At 75.1% G+C, this 24,633-nt stretch carries 3 protein-coding genes; all 3 read left to right on the forward strand.

Annotated features, from left to right (window positions below):
• Positions 1–282 precede the first annotated feature (282 nt).
• Genes FHX78_RS24910 through FHX78_RS24920 form a run of 3 tightly spaced genes read left to right on the forward strand, consistent with a single transcriptional unit; the run spans position 283 to position 24,606 of the window.
• Positions 283–7,983 (forward strand): non-ribosomal peptide synthetase, encoded by a 7,701-nt coding sequence (locus tag FHX78_RS24910; protein WP_145869628.1) that lies wholly within the window; start codon positions 283–285, stop codon positions 7,981–7,983.
• A gap of 4 nt (positions 7,984–7,987) precedes the next feature.
• On the forward strand, positions 7,988–15,754 hold the full coding sequence (locus FHX78_RS24915) for a non-ribosomal peptide synthetase (protein ID WP_145869629.1): 7,767 nt from the start codon (positions 7,988–7,990) through the stop codon (positions 15,752–15,754).
• A complete protein-coding gene (locus FHX78_RS24920; RefSeq protein WP_145869630.1) occupies positions 15,751–24,606 on the forward strand; it encodes a non-ribosomal peptide synthetase in 8,856 nt (2,951 codons plus the stop codon). The genes FHX78_RS24915 and FHX78_RS24920 overlap by 4 nt, the downstream gene beginning before the upstream one ends.
• Positions 24,607–24,633 lie beyond the last annotated feature (27 nt).

Genomic DNA, 24,633 nt, shown 5'->3' on the forward strand with positions numbered 1-24,633 from the left:
CCCCTAAATCTGAGCTGAGGTCATTTCTTGCGGGCGATCCTAGGGACGCCGAGGGCGCTTCCCGAGCGGGTTGCCGCTAGCTGCAGAAGGCCGGTCCGAAGAAACTGAATTCCCTCGGTGCGGGGTCGTTTCCGGAAATTGCACCGGCCCGCGACAGCGATTATCCCCGTCGTGTATCCGTTGACTCGGTACGTCCGAGTACCCGGCCTTTGAGTACCCGGCCTTTCACTCCCTCGACCGCCGAACACCGGATCCGCCCGGCCCGAAGAAAACAGAGGACAGATGTCTGACTCGTCAGCCACGGTTCTGCCACTGACCGCCGGCCAGGCCGGGATCTGGTACGCACAGAGCCTGAGCGGCCCCAACGCCACCTTCAACGCGGCCCTCTACCTGGACATCGAAGGAGCGGTCGACGAGCGGCTGTTCGTCGCCGCGATGCGCCAGGTCGTCACCGAGGCCGAGGCCCTGCGGGCTCGTATCACCGACGACGGCACCGGCCCGGTGCAGGTCGTCGAGCCCGTCGGCGACTGGGCCGAACAGCCCGTGCGGGTCGTGGACTTCACCGCGGCCGAGACGCCGTGGCAGGACGCCGAGGCGTGGATGTGGGCCGACGCCGGCACCCCGCTGGACATGAGCGGCGAGCCGCTGTACCGGTTCGCGCTGCTGAAGGTCGCCGACGACCGGTCGCTGTTCTACTACCGCTACCACCACGTGGTGATGGACGCGGCCGGCGCGAGCCTGGTCGCCGCCCGGGTCGCCGAGGTCTACACCCGGCTCGTCGCCGGGGAGGACACCACCGACGGCGCGTTCCCGCCGCTGCGCGCACTGGTCGAGGACGAGGCCGCCTACCGGGCCTCCGCCGCCTTCGAGGCCGACCGGGAGTACTGGACCGCCCGGTTCGCCGACACCCCGGCCGTCCCCAGCCTCGGCGACCGGCCCACCGCGATGCCCCACCACCAGCTGCGCGGCGGCGCCCGCGTCCCGGCCGGCGTCGCCGCCGGGGTCCGCGACGCGGCCCGCACGGTCGGTGTCGGCTGGCCGGCCGCTGTCCTGGCCGCCCTCGCCGCCTACACCAGCCGGGTCACGGGCAGTCCGGACGTCGTCGTCGCGCTGTCCGTGGCCGCCCGCACCACCGCCGCCGGCCGCGCCGTGCCCGGCATGGTCTCCAACGTCATCGGCGTACGCCTGGACGTGCGGCCGGAGATGACGGCCGCCGAACTCGTCCGGCACGCCCACCTGAGGATGCGCGAGGCGTCCCGGCACAAGCGGTACCGCTACGAGGACCTGCGCCGCGACCTGAAGCTCCTCGGCTCCGACGGCCGGCTGCTCGGCCCCCGCCTCAACCTGCACGTGGCGTCCCCCGCCGTGGAGTTCGCCGGCCTGCCCGCCACCCTGCACCCGCTCACCGCCGGGCAGGACGACGACTTCTCGCTGATCGTGATGGCCGAGCCGGACGGCGGCTTCCGCTTCGACATGACGGCCAACCCTGACGTCTACCGCTCCGGTGCCGCCGAGCGCCACCACCGCCTCGTGATGCGGCTGCTCGGCGAGTTCGCCGCCCGACCGCACCGCCCGGTCGGCGCGTTCGACACGGTCGACGACGAGCTGCGCACCCGGCTCGTGAACGACTGGGGCGGCGTGGACGCCACGGCCTCCGCCCCGGAGCAGGTGCTGTCGACCCTGACCGAACGTTTCGCCGGGGCGGCCGCCGCCCACCCCGGCCACACGGCCGTGATCGCCTTCGACGGCGACGACCGCCGCACCCTGACCTACCGGGAGCTCGACGAGCGCTCCAACCGGCTGGCCCGCCTGCTGATCTCGCGCGGAGTCAGGCGCGGCGACCTCGTCGCGCTCGCCATGCCCCGCTCGGTGGACCTGCCCGTGGCGCTGCTCGCCACGGTGAAGGCCGGCGCGGCCTACCTGCCGATCGACCCCGACTCCCCGGCCGACCGGGCCGCCTACATCCTCGGCGACGCCCGCCCGACCGCCATGGTCACCGCCCACCAGGACACCCTGGCGGCCCGCCCCGACGGCGACGTCCCCACGATCGTGCTGGACGACCCGTTCATCCGCATCGCCCTGGCCGCGCTGTCCGACGCCCCCGTCGAGGACGGCGAACGGGGCGGCCCGCTCCTGCCCCACCAGGCCGCCTACGTCATCTACACCTCCGGCTCCACCGGCCGCCCCAAGGGCGTCGTCGTCGCCCACCAGAACGTGATCCGGCTGCTCGACCGCACCCGCCACTGGAGCGGCTTCGGCCCGGACGACGTGTGGGCACTGTTCCACTCGTACGCCTTCGACTTCTCCGTGTGGGAGATCTGGGGCGCCCTGCTGCACGGCGCCGGACTCCTGGTGCCCCCGCACCACGTGACCCGCTCCCCGCACGAGTTCCTGCGGCTGCTGGCCCGCGAACAGGTGACCGTCCTCAACCAGACGCCGTCCGCCTTCTACCAGCTGATCCAGGCCGACGCCGACGAACCGGACACCGGCGCCGAACTCGCGCTCCGCTTCGTCGTCTTCGGCGGCGAGGCGCTGGAGTTCGGCCGGCTCGCCCAGTGGTACGAGCGGCACGCCGAGGACGCGCCGCGGCTGGTCAACATGTACGGCATCACCGAGACCACGGTGCACACCACCGAGCTGATGCTGGACGCCGCCGACGCCACCGCCGGCACCGGCAGCATGATCGGCCTCGGCATCGACGACCTGCGCCTGTACGTCCTCGACGGCGCGCTGCGCCCCACCCCGCCCGGCGTCCCCGGCGAGCTGTACGTCAGCGGCCCCGGCGTCGCCGACGGCTACCTGGGCCGCCCCGACCTGACCTCCACCCGCTTCGTCGCCGACCCCTTCGGCCCGGCCGGGCAGCGCATGTACCGCTCCGGCGACGTGGTGCGCTGGGCCGAGGACGGCTCCGCCAACCTCGAGTACCTGGGCCGCTCCGACCACCAGGTCAAGATCCGCGGCTTCCGCATCGAACCCGGCGAGATCGAGTCCGCCGTCCTGCGCCAGCCCGACGTGCGGCAGGCCGCGGTCGTCGTGCGCGAGGACACCCCCGGCGACAAGCGCCTGGTGGCCTACGTCGTCGGCGGCCAGGGCGACGGCGCCGTACTGGAGCCGGCCGCGCTGCGCAAGCACGCCGCCGCCGAACTGCCCGACCACATGGTGCCGTCCTGGTTCGTGCAGCTGGACGCGCTGCCGCTGACCACCAACGGCAAGCTCGACACCCGGGCCCTGCCCGCGCCCGACTTCGGCGCCGGCGCCTCGGGGCGCGCCCCGCGCACCCCCGAAGAGGAGATCTTCTGCGGTCTGTTCGCGGAGATCCTCGGCCTGCCGTCGGTGTCCCTGGACGACAACTTCTTCGACCTGGGCGGCCACTCGCTGCTCGCCACCCGGCTGGTCAGCCGCGTGCGCGCCGCGTTCGGCGTGGAGCTGGCCATCCGCACCGTCTTCGAACACCCCACCCCGGCCGCGCTGATCGGCTGGCTGGCCGGCACCGGCAACGTGCCCGAGGCGCGGCGCCCGCTCACCGTGATGGACAAGCCGCAGGACATCCCGCTGTCCTTCGCCCAGCTGCGGCTGTGGTTCGTCGACAAGATCGACGGCGGGGCCGGCACGTACAACATCCCGCTCGTGGTGCGGCTGCTCGGGGCGCTCGACGAGGAGGCGCTGCAGGCCGCGATCGGCGACGTGATCGCCCGGCACGAGAGCCTGCGCACCGTCTTCCCCGACCGGGACGGCACCCCGCGCCAGCACATCCTGTCCGCCGCCGAGGCCACCCCCGTCATGGGCGTCACCGAGATCGCCGCGGAGGAACTGGCCGACGCCATGGCCGACATGGCCGCCATCGGCTTCGACCTGGCCACCGAGGCCCCGGTGCGCGCCCACCTCTTCCGCGTCGCCGAGGACGACCACGCGCTGCTCATGCCGGTGCACCACATCGCCGGCGACGGCTGGTCCCTGGTGCCGCTCACCCGGGACCTGGAGACCGCCTACACCGCCCGCAGCCAGGGCCGCGTCCCCGACTGGAAGCCGCTGCCGGTGCAGTACGCGGACTACACGCTGTGGCAGCGCGAGATCCTCGGCGACGAGGACGACCCGAACTCCGCCATCCGCGCCCAGCTCGCGCACTGGAAGCAGTACCTGGCCGGGCTGCCCGAGGAGGTCACCCTCCCCACCGACCGGCCCCGCCCGGCCGTCGCCTCCTACCGCGGCGAGACCCTGCGCTTCCGGCTCACCCCCGAGCAGTACCAGCAGCTGATGCGCTGCTCCCGCGAGTTCGACGTCAGCCCGTTCATGGTGGTGCAGACCGTGCTGGCGGCGCTGCTGAGCAAGCTCGGCGCCGGAGACGACATCCCCCTCGGCATCTCCATCGCGGGCCGCACCGACGAGGCGCTGGACGACCTGGTCGGCTTCCTCGTCAACACCCTCGTCATGCGCACCGACCTGGCCGGCGACCCCCGCTTCGACGACCTGCTCGGCAAGGCCCGGGTGGACGGCCTGGCCGCCTTCGCCAACCAGGACCTGCCGTTCGAGCGGCTGGTCGAGGCGGTCAACCCGGAGCGCTCGGCGGGCCGCCACCCGCTCATCCAGATCGGCCTCGGCTTCCAGAACAACGCCACGCCGACCCTCGACCTGCCCGGCCTCGACGCCTGGATCGAGCCGGCCGTCACCCGCACCGCCAAGCTCGACCTGCTCTTCGACTTCCGCGAGGTGCGGGACGAGGGCGACGGCCCCGACCACATGGTGTGCGCCGTCGAGTACGCGACCGACCTGTACGACCGCTCCACCGTGGAACTGCTCGTCGAGCGGCTGGTGCGGCTGCTGGACCTGGCGACCGCCCGCCCGGCCGCCCGGCTGAGCGAACTGGACGTGCTCCGCGACGACGAGCGCCGGCGCGTCCTCGTCGAGTGGAACGACACCGCGCGCGCCGTCGACTTCGACACCCTGCCCGCCCTGTTCGCCGCCCAGGTGGCCCGTACGCCCGAGGCGCTCGCGCTGGTCGCCGGCGCCGAGGAACTGTCGTACGCCGAGCTGGAGGCGCGGGTCAACCGGCTCGCCCGGCAGCTCGTCGCGCGGGGGATCGGCGCGGAGGACCGCGTCCTGCTGGTCATGCCGAAGTCGGTCGACCTGGTCGTGGCGCAGCTCGCCGTGGTCACGGCGGGCGCCGCGTTCGTGCCGGTCGACCCCGGATACCCGCGCGACCGCGTGGCCTTCATGGCGGGGGACTGCGCACCCGCGCTGATGCTGACCCGCGCCGACGTCGCGGAGACGGCCGCCGACGTCGTCCCGGACGCGCCGACGCTGGTGGTCGACGACCCGGCCACCGCGGCCGAGATCGCCGCCCGGCCCGACACCCGGCTCACCGACGCCGAACGGGTCCGCCCCGCCGCGGTCGACCACGCCGCCTACGTCATCTACACCTCCGGCTCGACCGGCCGCCCCAAGGGCGTCGTCGTCACCCACCGCGGCATCGGCAACCTCGCCGCCGCGCAGATCGAACGGTTCGCGATCCGGCGCGACAGCCGGGTCGTGCAGTACGCCACGCCCAGCTTCGACGCGGCCGTGTCCGAGACCTGCATCGCGCTGCTGCGCGGCGCCGCGCTGGTCCTGCCCGTCGACACCGGGCTGCTGCTCGGCGACGCCCTCGCCCGGTTCCTCACCGAGTACCGCGTCACCCACGCCACCATCCCGCCGGTCGCGCTGACCGGCCTGGACCCGGCCGCCGTACCCGCCGGCATGGTGCTCACCGTCGCCGGCGAGGCCTGCCCGGCCGAACTGGCCGGCACCTGGTCCCACGGCCGCCGCATGATCAACGCCTACGGCCCCACCGAGACCACGGTCTGCGCCACCATGAGCCGGCCGCTCACCGAGGCGGCCGTCCCGCCCATCGGCACCCCGATCACCAACATGCGGGTGTACGTGCTGGACTCCCGCCTCAGCCCGGTCCCGCCCGGCGTCGACGGCGAACTGTACGTCGCCGGTGTCGGCCTGGCCCGCGGCTACCTCGGCCGCCCCGGACTGACCGCCGAGCGGTTCGTCGCCGCGCCGTTCGGCGAGCCGGGCGAGCGGATGTACCGCACCGGCGACGTGGTGCGCCACCGCGCCGACGGACAGCTGGAGTTCGTCGGCCGCGCCGACGACCAGGTCAAGCTGCGCGGCTTCCGCGTCGAACCCGACGAGATCGCCGGGGTCCTCACCGACCAGCCGCAGGTCGCGTCGGCGGCCGTCGTCATCCGCGAGGACCGGCCCGGCGAGCGCAGGCTCGTCGGCTACGTGGTGCCCGCCCGGCAGGCCACCGAGGGACGCGACACCGGCCTGGAGACCGACCAGGTCGACAAGTGGCAGGTCATCAACGACGAGGTGTACGGCGCCGCCGACGACGCCGACGGACCGCCGCTCGGCGAGAACTTCGCGGGCTGGCACAGCAGTTACGACGGCTCGGTGCTGCCCGAGGAGGAGATGCGCGCCTGGCGCGCGGCCACCGTCGAGCGGATCCTGGACCTGCGGCCGAAGCGGGTGCTGGAGATCGGCGTCGGCGCCGGTCTGATCATGGCGCCGGTCGCCCCGCACGTGGAGCTGTACTGGGGCGCCGACCTGTCCGGCACGGTCATCGAGACCCTGCGCCGGCAGACCGCCGCCGACCCGGTGCTGGCCGGCCGCACCCGGTTCACCGCCGCCCCGGCGCACAGCCTGGAGGGCGTGCCGGAGGGCACCTTCGACACCGTCGTCATCAACTCGGTGGCGCAGTACTTCCCCAGCGTCGACTACCTCACCGAGGTCATCACCAAGGCGTTCGCCCTGCTGGGCGACACCGGCGCGGTCTTCCTCGGCGACCTGCGCGACCTGCGGCTGCTGCGCTGCATGCGGGCGGGCGTCCACCGCGTGGCGCACCCCGGCGACAGCCCCGCCGCCGCGCGCGCCGCCGTCGACCGGGCCGTCGAGCGGGAAACCGAACTGCTCGTCGACCCGGGCCTGTTCGACACCCTCGCCGACACCCTGGACGGCTTCGGCGGCGTCGACATCCGCATCAAGCAGGGCGCCTACGACAACGAGCTGAGCCGCTACCGCTACGACGTGGTGCTGCACAAGCGCCCCGCGGACGCCGTCTCCCTCGCCCCGGTGCCCGCCCTGGCCTGGGACGACGCCGGCGGCCTCACCGGGCTCGCCACCCGGCTGCGCGAGAGCGCCGCCGGCCCGCTGCGCGTCACCGGCATCCCCAACGGGCGCCTCGCCGCGGACCTGGTGGCCGTCGCCGAGATCGACGGCGTCCCCGCACCCGACGGCATCGCCGTGGGCGCGCTCACCGACATCGGCTCCCGCGCCGGCTACCGCACCCTGGTCACCTGGACCGCCGCGGCCGCCGACGGCCGGCTGGACGCCGTGTTCGTCCCGTCCGGCGCCGGCGAGGAACCCGAGCCCGCCTACCGGGACCTGTACCTGCCGGGCCCGGCCCCCGAGCGGTACGCCAACGACCCGCTGGCCGGCCGCAAGGACGGCGCCCTGGTCGCCGAGCTGCACGACGCGCTCGCCGCCCGCCTGCCCGACTACATGGTGCCCGCCGCGCTGGTCGTCCTCGACGCGCTGCCCGTCACCCCGAACGGCAAGCTCGACCAGAAGGCGCTGCCCGCCCCGGACGCCGCCGCCTCCGCCTCGCACCTGGCACCCGCCACACCCGAGGAGGAGACCGTCGCCCGGATCTTCGCCGAAGTGCTCGGGCTCGCCCGGGTCGGCGCCGACGACGACTTCTTCCGCCAGGGCGGCGACAGCATCGTCTCCATCCAGCTGGTCAGCAAGGCCCGGGCGGCCGGACTGACCCTGACCGCGCAGGACGTCTTCGCCCACCGCACCGTCCGGGCCATCGCCGCGGCCGCCACCCCCGCACCGGACGACACCGGCGCGGCCGGCGGGCCGGACGGCAGCGAGTGGGACATCCCCCTGGTCTCCCAGGACGAGCTGGACGAGTTCGCATCGAATTGGAGCGTTTGAGTCAATGAGCACCGACCCCTCGTCGCTGGAAGCCGTCCTGCCGCTCACCCCGCTGCAGGAGGGCCTGCTCTTCCACGCGCAGTACGACGAGCAGGACGGCCCGGACGTCTACGTCATGCAGCTCGGCATGGACATCGACGGACCGCTCGACGTCCCCGCCCTGCGCTCCGCCGCCCGCGCCCTGCTCCAGCGGCACGGCAACCTGCGCGCGGGCTTCCGGGACGGCGGGGCGCGGCCCCTGCAGTTCGTCCCGAAGCAGGTCGACCTGCCCTGGCGGGACGTCGACCTGAGCGAGGTGCCCGAGCCGGAGCGGGAGGCGGCGCTGCGCGAGGTCACCGAACGGGACCGGGCCGCCCGCTTCGACCTGCACCACCCGCCGCTGCTGCGGTTCACCGTGGTGCGCACCGCGCCGCTGCGGCACCGGCTGCTGGTCACCAACCACCACATCCTGCTCGACGGCTGGTCGGCGCCGGTCCTGGTGCGCGAACTGTTCGAGCTGTACGCGGCCGGCGGTGACGCCGCGGCGCTGCCGCCGGTGACACCGTTCCGCTACCACCTGGGCTGGCTCGCCCGGCAGGACCGCGACGCGGCCGGCCGGGCCTGGCGGGACGCGCTCGCCGGGCTCGACGGGCCGACCCTGCTGGCCGCCCTGCCCGACGACCGCTCCGCGTCCGTGCTGCCCAGCAAGGTCGCCGCGACGCTGTCGCCGGAGACCACCCAGCTGCTCGACCGGCGCGTGCGCGAACTCGGCCTCACCCTCAACACCGTCGTGCACGCCGCCTGGGGCCTGCTGCTGGGCCGGCTGACCGACCGCACCGACGTCACCTTCGGCATGACCCTCGCCGGCCGGCCGCCGGAGATCCCCGGCGTGCACACCATGGTCGGCCTGTTCCTCAACACCGTGCCGGTCCGGGTGCGCCTGGACCGCGACGAGTCGCTGCTCGCGCTGTGCCGGCGCCTCCAGGACGAACAGCGCGCCCTGATGGCGCACCAGTTCCTCGGCCTCGCGGAGATCCAGCGCACCGCCGGGCACGGCGACCTGTTCGACACCCTCACCGTGACGGAGAACTTCCCCGTCGACCCGGCCGCCCTCGACCTGCCCGGAGGACTGTCGGTCGCCGGGGTCTTCTCCACCGACGGCGCGCACTACCCGCTCGCGCTCATGGTCATCCCCGGCGACTCGCTCGAACTGCGCTTCACCTACCGCGCCGACGCCTTCACCGAGGCCCGCGTCGAGGGCTACAGCCGCGCCCTGACCGCCGTACTGGAGGCGTTCGTCGCCGACCCGTCCGTCCCGGCGGGCACCGTCGACGTGCTGGACACCGCCGTACGGTCCCGGCTGCTGGACGAGTGGAGCCCGCGGCCCGTCCCCGCCGCCGCGCGGACCCTGCCCGACCTGCTCGCCCTGCGCACCGCCGAGACACCCGACCGGGAGGCCCTGGTCTGCGGCGACCTGTCGCTGACCTACGCCGAACTCACCGACCGCGTCGAGCGGATCGCCGCCTGGCTGCGCGGGCGCGGGGTGCGCGACGAGGAGCCCGTCGGCATCGCCATGGACCGCTCCGCCGAGTACGTCCTCGCCGTGCTCGGCGTCATCCGCGCGGGCGCCGTGTACGTGCCGGTCGACCACCGCTGGCCGGCGGCCCGGCGCGAGCACGTCCTCGGCGACAGCGGCATCCGGCTGATCCTGGAACAGGGCGACCTGCCCGAGGACCATCCGCTGCCCGAGGGCGGCGTCCCGATGCCGCCCGGCCCCGACCGGACCGCGTACATCATGTACACCTCCGGCTCGACCGGCCGGCCCAAGGGCGTCGCCGTCACCCACCGCGGCATCGCCGACCTGGCCGCCGACGGCCTGTTCGCGGGCGGCGCGCAGGAGCGGGTGCTGCTCCAGTCGGCGCACGCCTTCGACGCCTCCACCTACCAGATGTGGATCCCGCTGCTGAACGGCGGCACCCTCGTCGTCGGACCGCCCGGGGACCTGGACATCGCCACCATCGGCCGCACCCTGGTGCGGCACCGCGTCACCGCCACGCTGTTCACCACCGGCCTGTTCCGGCTGATCGCCGCCGAGGCGCCCGAGACGTTCCGGTCGCTGCGCGAGGTGTGGACCGGCGGCGAGGCGCTGCCCGCCGCAGCCGTCCGCCAGGCCCTCGACGCCTGCCCGGACCTGACGGTCGTCAACGCCTACGGGCCCACCGAGGTCACCGTCATGGCCGCCGCGCACCGGCTGCCGGCCGGCGCGCCCGTCCCGGAGTCCGTGCCCATCGGCCGTCCCCTCGATGGCAAGCGCGTCCTCGTCCTCGACAGCGGCCTCAGGCTGTGCCCGCCCGGCGTCGCGGGCGAACTGTACGTCGCCGGCGTGGGCCTCGCCCGCGGCTACGTCGGCCGGCCCGACCTGACCGCCGAGCGGTTCGTCGCCGACCCCTACGGCGAGCCCGGCGCCCGCCTGTACCGCACCGGCGACGTGGTGCGCTGGCGCGAGGACGGCCTGCTGGAGTTCGTCGGCCGCACCGACAACCAGGTGAAGCTGCGCGGCTTCCGCATCGAACTCGGCGAGATCGAGGCCGTGCTGGCCGGGCACGACACCGTCGGCCAGATCGCCGTCGTGGTCCGCGAGGACCGGCCCGGGGTGCGCCACCTCGTCGGCTACGCCGTCCCGGCCCCCGGCGCGACCCTCGACACCGAGGAGCTGCGCACCTGGGCGGCCGAGCGGCTGCCCGACTACATGGTGCCCCGGCCCGTCGTCGCCCTGGACGCGCTGCCGCTGACCACCAACGGCAAGCTGGACGTGCGGGCCCTGCCCGCGCCCGAGCACGCCGAGGAGGACACCCGCGGCCCGCGCACCCCGCACGAGGAGCTGCTGTGCGGGCTGTTCGCCGAGGTGCTGGGCCTCGACACGGTCTCCGTGCACGACAACTTCTTCGAGCGGGGCGGCCACTCGCTGCTGGCCACCCGCCTGGTCAGCCGGGTCCGTGCGGTGCTCGGCGTCGAACTGCCCATCCGCCGCGTCTTCGAGGAACCGACGGTCGCCGCGCTCGCCGCCCGGCTCACCGACACCCCGGCGGCCGCCCGGCCCGCGCTGCGCCCGGCCGACCGGCCGGAGCGGGTGCCGCTGTCCTTCGCCCAGCGCCGCCTGTGGTTCCTCAACCGCATGGAGGGGCCGAGCGCCACCTACAACATCCCGTTCGCCGTACGCCTGTCCGGGGCGCTGGACACGGAGGCGCTGACCGCCGCGTTCAACGACGTGGTCGCCCGGCACGAGGCGCTGCGCACCGTGTTCCCGGACACCGACGGGGAGCCCTGGCAGCAGGTCCTGCCGGCCGGGCACGCCGTCGTGGACATCGACGTCACCGACGTCACCGAGGCCGGACTGCCCGCCGCCCTGCACGCGGCCGGCACGGCCGGCTTCGACCTCGCCGTCGACCTGCCGGTGCGCGCCTGGCTGTTCCGCCTCGCCCCCGACCGGCACGTGCTGTGCGCGGTCGTGCACCACATCGCCGGCGACGGCTGGTCCCAGGCACCCCTGGTCCGCGACCTGTCGGCGGCCTACCGGGCCCGCCTCGCGGGCACCGCGCCCGACTGGCGGCCGCTGCCGGTGCAGTACGCCGACTACGCCCTCTGGCAGCGCGACCTGCTCGGCGACGAGCAGGCCGACGACAGCACGGCCGCCACCCAGCTCGCGTACTGGAAGGAGCAGCTGGCCGGCGCGCCGCAGGAACTCGACCTGCCCACCGACCGGCCCCGCCCGGCCGTCGCCGGACACGAGGGCGGCACCGTGCCCGTGCACGTCGACGCCGAACTGGCCGGCGCGCTGCGCGAGCTGGCCGCGAAGACCGACACCACGCCGTTCATGGTGTTCCAGGCCGCGCTGGCCGCGCTGCTGTCCCGGCTCGGCGCCGGCGACGACATCCCGATCGGCACCCCCGTCGCCGGCCGCACCGACGCCGCCGCCGACGACCTGATCGGCTTCTTCGTCAACACGCTGGTGCTGCGCACCGACGTCTCCGGCGACCCGACCTTCACCGACCTGCTGCGCCGGGCACGCGCGGCGGCGCTGGGCGCCTACGCCCACCAGGACCTGCCGTTCGAGCGGCTGGTCGACCTGGTCGGCGCCGACCGCTCGCTGTCGCACAACCCGCTGTTCCAGGTGATCCTCGCCTACCAGAACAACGACCTGCGCGCGGTCGAGCTGCCCGGCCTGGAGGTCACCCCGCACGAGATGCTGCTGCCGGTCGCCAAGGTCGACCTGGAACTCACCCTGGTCGAGGACACCGCCACCGGTTCCGTCTCCGGCCTGCTGAACTACGCCACCGACCTGTTCGACCGCGACAGCGCGGAGCGCGTCGCCGGCCACCTGGTGGCGCTGCTGCGGGCCGCCGTCGCCGACCCCGCCCGCCCGGTGCGCGACCTGGAGATCCTGCCGCCCGCCCAGCGCGAGCAACTGCTCACCGGCTGGAACGACACCCGCCGCCCGGTGCCCGCCGCCACCGTCCCGGAGCTGTTCGCCGACCGGGCCGCCGCCCACGCCACCCGCCCCGCCGTCGTCGGCGAGGACGGCGAGCTGGACTACGCCACGCTGGCCGACCGGGCCAACCGGCTCGCCCGGCTGCTGATCGAACGCGGCGCAGGACCCGAGGACCGGGTCGCGCTGGTCCTGCCGCGCTCCGCGGACCTCACCACCGCCCTGCTCGCGGTGATGACCGCGGGCGCCGCCTATGTGCCGGTCGACCCGCACCACCCCACCGACCGCATCGACTACATGCTCACCGACGGCGACCCGGTGCTGGTGGTCACCCTCACCGGGCTGGCGGACCGGCTGCCCGACCAGATCGCCGAACCGGTGTTCCTGGACAGCCCCGACGTCGTCCAGGCCCTCGCCCGCCACTCCGGCGCCGAGGTCACCGACGCCGACCGGCGCTCCCCGCTCACCCCCGACCACCCGGCCTACGTCATCTACACCTCCGGCTCCACCGGCCGCCCCAAGGGCGTCGTCGTCGGCCACCGCGGACTGGGCAGCCTCGCCGCCTGGCAGGCCGACCACCTCGGCGTGACCCCCGACAGCCGGGTCGGGCAGTTCGCCGCGCCCAGCTTCGACGCCGCCGCCTGGGAGACGGTGATGGCACTGCTCAACGGCGCCGCCCTGGTCCTCGCACCCTCCGACGGGCCGGTCCTCGGCGACGCCCTCACCGCCTTCCTGCGCGAGCGGGCCCTCACCCACGCCACCCTCACCCCGACCGCCCTGTCCGGCGCCGACCCGCGGTCCGCGCCCGCCGGCCTGACCCTGGTCCTCGCCGGCGAGGCCGTCCCGCGCGACCTGGTGGCCCGCTGGGCGCCCGGCCGCCGGGTGATCAACGCCTACGGCCCCACCGAGACCACCGTCTGCGCCACCGCGTCCGCGCCGGTCGACGGCACGGCCACCCCGCCCATCGGCGGGCCGGTCGCCAACACCCGGGTGTACGTCCTGGACGGCGCGCTCAACCCGTGCCCGGTCGGCGTCGCGGGCGAGCTGTACGTGGCGGGCACCGGACTGGCCCGCGGCTATCTGCGCCGGCCCGCCCTCACCGCGGAACGCTTCGTCGCCGACCCGTTCGGCGCGCCCGGCGCCCGGCTGTACCGCACCGGCGACGTGGTGCGGTGGCGGGCCGACGGCACGCTGGAGTTCGTCGGCCGCCGCGACAACCAGGTCAAGCTGCGCGGCTTCCGCATCGAACTCGGCGAGATCGAGGCGGTGGTGTCGGGCTGCGCCGGAGTGGAGGCGGCGGCCGTCGTGGTCCGCGAGGACCGGCCCGGCCCGCGCCGGCTGGTGGCGTACGTGGTGCCCGGCGGGGACGCGGAGTGCGCGCCGGAGACGGTGCGCGCCCACACGGCCGAGCGGCTGCCGGAGTACATGGTGCCGCAGGCGGTCGTCGTCCTGGACGCGCTGCCGCTGACGGTCAACGGCAAGCTGGACCAGGCCGCGCTGCCCGCCCCGGAGTTCGGCGGCGACGACGGCGGCCGGGCGGCGGCCACCGACGCGGAGAAGATCGTCGCCGAGGCGTTCCGCGCGGTGCTGGGGCTGCCCGAGGTGAGCGCCGACGCCGGATTCTTCGAGCTGGGCGGCGACAGCATCGTCTCCATCAAGCTGGTCGGCGAGGTCCGCAAGGGCGGCCTGGTCATCACCCCGCGCGACGTGTTCGAGCACAAGACGGTCGCCGGTCTCGCGGCGGTCGCCCGCAGCGTGGACGACCTGCCCGAGCAGGACCCGGACGCCGGCATCGGCGAGGTGCCGCTCACCCCGATGACGCACTGGCTGCGCGAACTGGGCGGCAGTACCGAGCGGTTCCACCAGTCGGTGCTGCTGCGGGTGCCCGCAGGACTCGGCATGGAGCCGCTGACGACGGCCGTGCGCACCGTCCTCGACCACCACGACGCGCTGCGGCTCACCCTGTCCGACACGGACGGCCGGTGGTCGTACGCGGTCCGGCCGCGCGGCGCGGTGGACGCCGCCGGCTGCGTCACCCGGGTCGACGTCAGCGGTGCCGGGACGCGGGAGCTGCGGGCCGCGATCGCCGAGCACGCGGAGCGGGCCGTCGGTGAACTGTCGCCCGCGGACGGCGAGATGGTGCGGGTGGTGTGGTTCGACGCCGGGGCGGACGCCCCGGGCCGGCTGCTGCTCCTCGCCCACCACCTGGTGGTCGACGGGGTGTCCTGGCGGATCCTGGTGCCCGACCTGGCCGCCGCCTGGCAGGCCGCCGCGTCGGGCGCCGAGCCCGCGCTCGAACCGGTCGGCACCGCGTGGCGGCGCTGGGCCCAGTGGCTCGGCGAACTGGCCGCGCAGCCCGCCCGCGCCGCCCAGGTCGCCTGGTGGGCGGACCAGCTGCGCGACGAGGACGTGATGGTGACCGCCGAGCGGCGCGACCCGGCCGTCGACACCATGGGTACCCAGAGCGCGCTCGCCGTCACCCTGCCCGAGGACGTCACCGAGCGGCTGCTGACCGCCGTACCGGCCGCGGCGCGCTGCGGCGTGGAGGACGTGTTCCTGACGGCGTTCGCCCTCGCGGTCGCCGACTGGCGCAGACGGCGCGGACTCGGCGCCGGCACCGCCGTCCTGGTCGACGTCGAACGGCACGGCCGGCAGATACCGCCCGGCCACGACCTCGACGTCTCGCGCACCGTCGGCTGGTTCACCAGCCTCGCCCCGGTCCGCCTCGACCTCGGACCGGTCTCCTGGGGCCAGGTGTTCACCAGCCCCGCCGCCCTGCACAAGGCGCTCTCCCGGGTCAAGGAGACCCTGCGCGAGATGCCCGACGAGGGCGTCGGCTACGGCCTGCTGCGCCACCTCAACCCGCGCACCCGGGACGAACTGGCCGCCTACGGGCAGCCCCAGTTCGGCTTCAACTACCTGGGCCGCACGGCCGTCGCCGGCGCGGACGCCCAGGACGCGGACGCCGGGGACGACTGGAGCATGTCCGCCGACGGCGAGGTGCTGCGCGACCTGGGCGGCGGCGACCCGCACATGCCCGCCCCGCACGCGGTCTCCCTCAACGTCGTCGTCGAGGACGGCCCCGCCGGACCGCGCCTGGTCGCCAACTGGACCTGGCCGCGCCGCCTGCTGGACCCCGGCGAGCTGCGCGGGCTGGCCGACGGCTGGTTCCGCGCGCTGACCGCGCTCGCCGACCACGCCGCCGAGGAACAGCCCACCGGCCTCACCCCCTCGGACCTGTCACTGATCGACCTCGAACTCGACGACCTCGGGGTGCTGGAAGCAGAGTGGAGGAAGACCCAGTGACCAGCAACGACCTCTTCGAGGACATCCTTCCCCTGGCACCGCTGCAGGAGGGGATGCTCTTCCACGCGACCTACGACGAGGACGCCCTCGACGTCTACACCGTGCGCCTGGCCATCGACTTCGAGGGCCCCTTCGACCTGGACGTGTTCCACGACGCGGTGCGCGCGCTGCTGGTCCGCCGGAACAACCTGCGGGCCGGTTTCCTCTCGGAGAACCTGAGCCGGCCCGTCAGCGTCGTGCCGCGCGCCTTCGACACGCCCGTCGTCGTGCACGACCTGTCCGCGCTCGACGCCGCCGGGCGGGCGGCGCGGCTGGCCGAACTGCAGGCGGCCGAGCGGGCCGTGCGCTTCGACCTCACCGCGCCGCCGCTGCTGCGGTTCACCGTGGTGCGGCTGGCGGAGAACGGCTGGCGGCTGATGTTCGCCTGCCACCACATCCTGCTCGACGGCTGGTCCATGCCGATCGTGCTCGGCGAACTCTTCGCCCTGTACGGGGCGCGCGGCGACGCCTCCGTCCTGCCGCCCGCCGCGCCCTTCAAGCTGTACCTGGCGTGGCTGCGCAAGCAGGACAAGGAGCGGGGCCTCACGGCGTGGCGTTCCGCGCTCGACGGCCTGCCCGGCGCCACCCTGGTCGCCCCGGACGCCGACGACGCCCCCGAAGCGCTGCCCGGCCGGATCGTCGCCGACCTGCCGGCCGGGCCGAGCGCCCGCCTGGCCGCGCTCGCCCGCCGCCTCGGCATCACCGTCAACACCGCCGTCCAGGCCGCCTGGGGCCTGCTGCTGGCCCGCCTCACCGGCACCGAGGACGTCGTCTTCGGCGCGACGGTCTCCGGGCGCCCGCCCGAGATCGACGGCGTCGAGACCATGGTGGGCCTGTTCATCAACACCGTGCCGGTCCGTGTCCGGCTCGCCCCCGGCGAGACCCTGCGTGACCTGCTGCTGCGGGTCCAGGACGAGCAGTCCGCCCTCCTCGACCACCACTACCTCGGCCTCACCGAGGTCCAGCGCGCGGCGGGCCACGGCCGGCTCTTCGACAGCCTCGTCGCCTTCGAGAGCTACCCGGTGGACGCGGACTCCCTCCAGTCGTCCATCGGCGACCTCACCGTCACCGGCGTCACCGGCGACGACGCCACCCACTACCCGCTGACCCTGATCGTCGTCCCCGGCGAGCGCGTCCAGCTGCGACTGGGGTACCAGGGCGGCGTGTTCACGCCGGAGGTGGCCGGCGCCCTGCTGACCGAGCTGGAGCGGCTGCTGACGGCCGTCGCCGACGACGACACCCGGCCGGTGACCGAGGCGCTGGCGTCGGTCACCGTGCCCGGCGGCCGGACGATCGGGGCTGCGGGCGCCGAGGGCGCCGCGGGCGCGGCGGGCGGCACCTCGGTGTCGGACCTGACCGTCGTCACCGGCGGGGGGCGGGCCCCGAGGACCCCGCACGAGGAGGTGCTCTGCGGACTGTTCGCCGAAGCCCTCGGCGTGCCCTCGGTCTCCATCGACGACAACTTCTTCGACCTGGGCGGTCATTCGCTGCTCGCGACCCGGCTGGTCAGCCGCGTCCGCAGCGTCTTCGACATCGAACTGCCCGTCCGCGCCCTGTTCGACGCGCAGACGGTGGCGGCGCTCGCCGAGCGCGTCGTCGGCTCGTCGGCGGGCGGCCGGCCGCCGGTGCGCGCGGCGGAGGAGCGCCCGGAGCGGGTGCCGCTGTCGTTCGCGCAGCGCCGCCTGTGGTTCCTCAACCGCATGGAGGGCCCGAGCGGCACCTACAACATCCCGCTCGCGGTGCGGCTGTCGGGCACCCTGGACGTGGCCGCGCTGCGGTCGGCGCTGGGGGACGTCGTGGGCCGGCACGAGTCGCTGCGCACGGTGTTCCCGGACGTCGACGGACAGCCCTGGCAGCAGGTGGTGCCCACGGCCGGCGTCGACCTGCCGCTCGAGGTCACCGACGTGACCGAGGAGGGTCTGGAGGCCGCGCTGGCCTCGGCGGCCTCGGCCGGGTTCGACCTGGCGGTGGACCTGCCGGTGCGGGCCTCGCTGTTCCGGGTCTCCGCGACCGAGCACGTGCTCTGTGTCGTGGTGCACCACATCGCGGGCGACGGCTGGTCGCAGGCGCCGCTGGCGCGCGATCTCGGCCGGGCCTACCGGGCGCGGCTCGCGGGCACGGCACCGGACTGGGAGCCGCTGCCGGTGCAGTACGCGGACTACGCGCTGTGGCAGCGGGACGTGCTCGGCGGTGAGGAGGACCCGGAGTCCCCGATCGCCGCGCAACTGGCGTACTGGCGCGAGACGTTGAACGGGCTGCCGGACGAGCTGGGCCTGCCGGTGGACCGGGCGCGCCCGGAGGTGGCGTCCTACCGCGGCGGTCTGGTGCGGGTGGACCTCGGCGCCCGTCTGCACCGGGACCTGGTGGGGCTCGCGCGCGCCACCCGGTCGTCGCTGTTCATGGTGTTGCAGGCCGGTGTGGCCGGGCTGCTGTCCCGGCTCGGCGCGGGCACGGACGTGCCGCTGGGCACGGCGATCGCGGGCCGCACGGACGCGGCGCTGGACGACCTGGTCGGCTTCTTCGTCAACACGCTGGTGCTGCGCACCGACGTCTCCGGCGACCCGGGGTTCCGGGAGCTGGTGGAGCGGGTCCGGGTCGCCGACCTGGCCGCGTACGCCCACCAGGACCTGCCGTTCGAGCAGTTGGTGCACGCGGTGCAGCCGTCGCGGTCGCTGGCCCGGCACCCCCTGTTCCAGGTGATGATCGTGCTCCAGAACAACGCGGTCGCCTCCCTGGACCTGCCGGGGCTGTCCGCCCGCCCGATCGACGGGGACATCGGCGCCGCCAAGTTCGACCTCGGCTTCAACTTCGTCGAGCGCAAGGACGCCATGGGCGCGCCCGCCGGGGTCGAGGTGACGGTCGAGTACAGCGCCGACCTCTTCGACGCCGACACGGTCGCCCTCCTGGGCCGGCGCCTGGTGCGCCTGCTCACCCTCGCCGTCGCCGACCCCGCCATGCCGCTGAGCGGGCTCGACCTGCTCGAACCGCGCGAGTGGCAGCGGCTGCTGACCGGCCGGCCCGGCGTCGAGCAGACCGACGGGCCCGAGCCCGCCGACACCGTGCCGGGGCTCTTCGCGGCCCGGGCGGCGCTCACCCCGGACCGCCCGGCGGTCGTCGGCGAGGACGCCGAGCTGACCTACGCCGCGCTCGACGAGTGCTCCGGCCGCCTCGCCGCGCTGCTCGCCGCCCGTGGCGTACGCCGGGGCGACGTCGTCGCCGTCGCCGTGCCCCGCTCGGCCGCCCTGACCGTCGCGCACCTCGCGGTGCTGCGGGCCGGCGCCGTCTGCCTGCCGGTCCGGCCCGACGACCCGGCCGGCCGGATCGCCCGCCTCCTCGACGAGACCGCGCCCGCCGCCGTCCTCACCACCCGGGACGCGCGGTCCTGCCTGCCCGCCTCCGTGACGGAGCCGGTACTCATCGACGAACCGGCGGCCGTGACCGTCCACGCGGACCACGAGCCGCCCGGCCCGCTGCCCGACGCGCCCGCCTACCTGATCCGCACGCCCGGCGGGAAGGACGTGCTGCTGTCGCACCGGGGCCTCGTGAACCGGCTGCTGTGGATGCGCGACGCCTACGGCCTCGGCGCCGACGACCGGGTGCTGCACAAGGCCCCCGAGGACGCCGACGTCTCCGTCTGGGAGCGGTTCGCGCCGCTGGCCGCCGGCTCCGCCCAGGTGGTCGCCGGGCCCGGCACCGACCGCGACCCGGTCCGCCTGGCCCGGCTGATCCGCCGCGCCGGCGTGACCACCGTCCACTTCGCGCCGTCGCTGCTGGAGGTGTTCCTCGCCGAACCGGAGGCCGCCCACTGCACCGGGCTGCGCCGGGTGCTCTGCGGCGGCGAACCGCTGCCGGCCGGGCTGCCCGACCGCTTCCGGGCGCTGTCGGCGGGCGCGGACCTGCACGTCCTGCACGGCGCCCCGGAGACCTCCTCCGACGCCCTGGCCTGGGACGGCACCAGCGGCACGGCCACCGCCCACCCGCCCGCCGGACGCCCGGTCCGCAACACCCGGGTGTACGTCCTCGACGGGCGCCTCGCCCCGCTGCCCGCGGGTAGCACCGGCGAACTGTACGTCGGCGGCGCACAGGTGGCGTACGGCTACCGGAACCGCCCCGACCTGACGGCGGAGCGGTTCGTGGCCGACCCGTACGGCCCGCCCGGCTCCCGGCTCTTCCGCACCGGCGACCTGGCCCGGATCACCCGGGACGGCACGGTCGAACTCGTCGGCCGCACCGACGACCGGATCACCGTTGGCGGCCGGACCGTCGAACCCGGCGAGGCCGAGGCCGTCCTGACCGCGCACCCGGCCGTCGCCGCCGCACTGGTCACCGCCCGCCCGGGCCCGGCCGGCGCGACCGTGCTCGTCGCCCACCACGTGCCCGCCGACCCGGCGGCCCCGGCGGACGCCGAGACGCTGCGCGCCCACGCCGCCGCCGCGCTGCCCGAGTACGCGGTCCCCGCGCACTACCTGGCCCTCGACGCCTTCCCGCGCACCGCCGACGGCCGGATCGACCGCGCGGCCCTGCCCGAGCCCCACCGGAGCACGTCCCGCGCCCCGCGCGACGACATCGAGCGGACCCTGTGCGGGCTCTTCTCCGACCTGCTCGGCAAGCCGGTCACCGGCATCGACGACAGCTTCTTCGACCTGGGCGGCCACTCGCTGCTCGCCACCCGCCTGGTCAGCCGGGTCCGCTCCACCTTCGGCATCGAGCTGCCGTTCCGCGACATCTTCGACGCGCAGACCGTGGCGGCGCTCGCCGAGCGGGTCGTCGCCTCGTCGGCGGGCGGCCGGCCGCCCGTCCGCGCGGTCGCGGAGCGCCCGGAGCGGGTGCCGCTGGCGTTCGCGCAGCGCCGCCTGTGGTTCCTCAACCGCATGGAGGGCCCGAGCGGCACCTACAACGTCCCGGTGGCGGTACGGCTGACCGGCCCGCTGGACGTGGCCGCGCTGACCACCGCCGTCAACGACGTGGTCGCCCGGCACGAGGCGCTGCGCACCGTGTTCCCCGAGACCGACGGCGAACCGTGGCAGCGGGTCGTCCCGGCCGACCGGGCCCTCGTGCCCGTCGAGGTCACCGACGTGACCGAGGACGGCCTGGAGGCCGCGCTCGGGGCGGCCGCCTCGGCCGGGTTCGACCTGGCGGCGGACCTGCCGGTGCGGGCCTCGCTGCTCCGGCTCTCCCGGACCGAGCACGTGCTGTGCGTCGTCATGCACCACATCGCCGGCGACGGCTGGTCCCAGGCACCCCTGGGACGTGACCTGGCCACCGCCTACCGGGCGCGGCTCGACGGCACCGCGCCGGACTGGGAGCCGCTGCCGGTGCAGTACGCGGACTACGCGCTGTGGCAGCGGGACGTGCTCGGCGGCGAGGAGGACCCGGAGTCCCCGATCGCCGCGCAACTCGCCCACTGGCGCGAGACGCTGGCCGGACTCCCGGACGAGCTGAGCCTGCCGGTGGACCGGGCGCGCCCGGCGGTGGCGTCCTACCGCGGCGGAGTGGTGTCGGTCGAGCTCGGCGCCCGGCTCCACCGGGACCTCGCCGACCTCGCCCGCACCACCCGGTCGTCGCTGTTCATGGTGTTGCAGGCCGGTGTCGCGGGACTGCTGTCCCGGCTCGGCGCGGGCACGGACGTGCCGCTGGGCACGGCGATCGCGGGCCGCACGGACGCGGCGCTGGACGACCTGGTCGGCTTCTTCGTCAACACGCTGGTGCTGCGCACCGACGTCTCCGGCGACCCCGGCTTGCGGGAACTGGTGGAGCGGGTCCGCGTGACGGACCTGGCCGCGTACGCCCACCAGGACCTGCCGTTCGAGCAGTTGGTGCACGCGGTGCAGCCGTCGCGGTCGCTGGCCCGGCACCCCCTGTTCCAGGTGATGATCGTGCTCCAGAACAACGCGGTCGCCTCCCTGGACCTGCCCGGCCTGACCGCCCGCCCGGTCGACGGGGAGACCTCCGCCGCCAAGTTCGACCTCGGCTTCAACTTCGTCGAGCGCACCGACCTCGACGGCGCCCCCGCCGGCATCGACGTCTCCATCGAGTACAGCGCCGACCTGTTCGACGCCGGCACCGTGCGGCTCATCGGCGAACGGCTCGCCCGGCTGCTCACCACCGGCGTGGCCGAGCCGGCCACCCCGCTCACCCGCATCGACATCCTCGACGCGGACGAGCACGAGCGGCTGGTCACCGGCCTCAACGACACCGCCCGCGCCCTCGACCTGCCGCCCGTGACGGAGTCCGGCTTCGCGCCGGAGACCATCGCCGGGCTGTTCGCCGCCCAGGCCGCGAGCACCCCGGACCGCCCGGCGGTGATCGGCGAGGACGCCGAACTGAGCTACGCCGCACTCGACGACCGCTCCTCCCGGCTGGCCGCGCTGCTCGCCGCCCGGGGCGTGCGCCGCGGTGACGTGGTCGCGGTGGCCGTGCCCCGCTCCGCCGCCCTGACCGTGTCCCTGCTCGCCGCGCTCAAGACGGGCGCCGCCTACCTGCCGGTGGAGACCGACTACCCGGCCGAGCGGATCGCCTACGTCCTCGGCGACGCCCGCCCGGCCGTCCTGGTCACCACCTCGGCGGCGCTGCGCGCCCTGCCCGAGGCCGTCAAGGGCACCGTCCGCTCCCTGATCGTGCTGGACGACCTCGGCACCGACTGGGAACTGACCGCCGTGACCGCCGAGGAGGTCCGCGCCCTGCCCGGCCCGCTGCCGGAGTCACCCGCGTACGTCATCTACACCTCCGGCTCCACCGGCCGCCCCAAGGGCGTCGTCGTCCCGCACCGGGGCATCGTGAACCGGCTGCTGTGGATGCAGGACACCTACCGCATCGGCGCCGACGACCGGGTGCTGCAGAAGACCCCGTCCGGATTCGACGTCTCCGTCTGGGAGTTCTTCTGGCCGCTGGTGGCCGGCTCCACGCAGGTCGCCGCCCGGCCCGGCGGCCACCGGGACCCCGCCTACCTGGCCCGGCTGGTGAGGGACGCGGGCGTCACCACCGTCCATTTCGTGCCGTCGATGCTGGAGGTGTTCCTCGCCGAGCCCGAGGCCGCCCGCTGCACCGGGCTGCGCCGGGTGCTGTGCAGCGGCGAGGCGCTGCCCGCCGGACTGCGCGACCGCTTCCGCGCCGCGCTCGGCGGCGTCGGGCTGCACAACCTGTACGGCCCGACCGAGGCGTCCGTCGACGTCACCGCCTGGGACTGCGCCACCGCCCCCGGCACCGCGTCCGTACCGATCGGCCGGCCCGTCTGGAACACCCGCACCTACGTCCTGGACGCCGCCCTCAACCCGGCCCCGACCGGAAGCAGCGGCGAACTGTACCTGGGCGGCGTGCAGTTGGCGCACGGCTACCTGAACCGCCCCGACCTCACGGCGGAACGGTTCGTGGCCGACCCGTACGGCCCGCCCGGCTCCCGGCTCTACCGCACCGGCGACCTGGCCCGCGTCACCCGCGACGGCGTGATCGAGTTCCTCGGCCGCACCGACGACCAGGTGAAGATCCGCGGACAGCGCATCGAGCCCGGCGAGATCGAGCACGCCCTCACCCGGCACGAACGCGTCGGCAGCGCCGTCGTGACCGCGCACCGGGACCCCTCGGGCGACACCCGCCTCGCCGCGTACGTCACCGCCGCCGTGCCGGACGCACCCGTGGCGCCGGAGGAACTGCGCGACCACCTCGCCGCGCTGCTGCCCGACCACATGGTGCCCGCGCACTACGCGGTCATCGACGCCGTGCCGGTCACCCCGAACGGCAAGGTCGACAAGAAGGCCCTCCCGGCGCCCCGCCTGCTCGACCGGCGGCCCGGCCGCGCCCCGCGCGACGCGACCGAGACGGCGCTGTGCGAGATCTTCGCCGAACTCCTCGGTCACGCCACCGTCCACATCGACGACAACTTCTTCGACCTCGGCGGCCACTCGCTGCTCGCCACCAAGCTCATCAGCCGCGTCCGCGACCGGCTCGGCACCGACCTGTCCGTGGTGTCGATCTTCGAGGCGCCGACGGTGGCGACGCTCGCCGGCCGCCTCGGCCGGGACACCGCCACCGGACCGACGAGCCCGCTGCTCACCCTGCGGCCCGGCGGCACGGACACCCCGCTGTTCTGCGTCCACCCGCTCGGCGGCCTCAGCTGGCCCTACGCCGGTCTCGCCGAACACCTGCCGGCGGAGATCGGGCTGCACGGCCTCCAAGCCGTCGGACTCGAAGGCGACGAGCCACTGCCGGAGACCCTGGAGGAGATGGCGGACGACTACGTCGCCCGGATCCGCACGGTCCAGCCGGAGGGCCCCTACCGGCTGCTCGGCTGGTCGCTCGGCGGCCGGATCGCCCACGCCATGGCCGAACGGCTGGAGGCCGCGGGCCAGGAGGTCGAACTGCTCGCCCTGCTCGACGCCTACCCGAACACCACCGCCGACCCCGACGCGCGGTTCTCCGAGCGGGAGTTCCTCGACGGCATCCTCGCCGCCGCCGGACTCGACGCGGACGCGCTGGACGGCCCCGTCGACCTCGACACCGTCATGGCGGCGGTGCGCGCCGCCGGCGCCGACCTGGCCGGCCTCACCACCGGCCAACTGCGGCGCCTGCAACGCGTGATGGCCAACAGCTTCCGTCTCGACGGGGCCGCGCCCACCGGACGCTGCCGGGCCGGCGCGGTGCTGTTCGCCGCGACCGTCGACCCGGCCGGCGAGCCCGGCCACTGGCACGGCCACGTCGACGGCGGCCTGGAGGTCCACCCCGTCGCCGCCGGCCACAACGACCTGATGCGGCCCGAACCGCTCGCCGAGATCGGGGCGGTGCTGGCGAAGAAGCTGGCCCGCGCCACCGGCGCCTGACCCCCGGCCCACACCGCCCACCCACAC

It is taken from the genome of Streptomyces capillispiralis, from assembly GCF_007829875.1.
Taxonomy (GTDB): domain Bacteria; phylum Actinomycetota; class Actinomycetes; order Streptomycetales; family Streptomycetaceae; genus Streptomyces; species Streptomyces capillispiralis.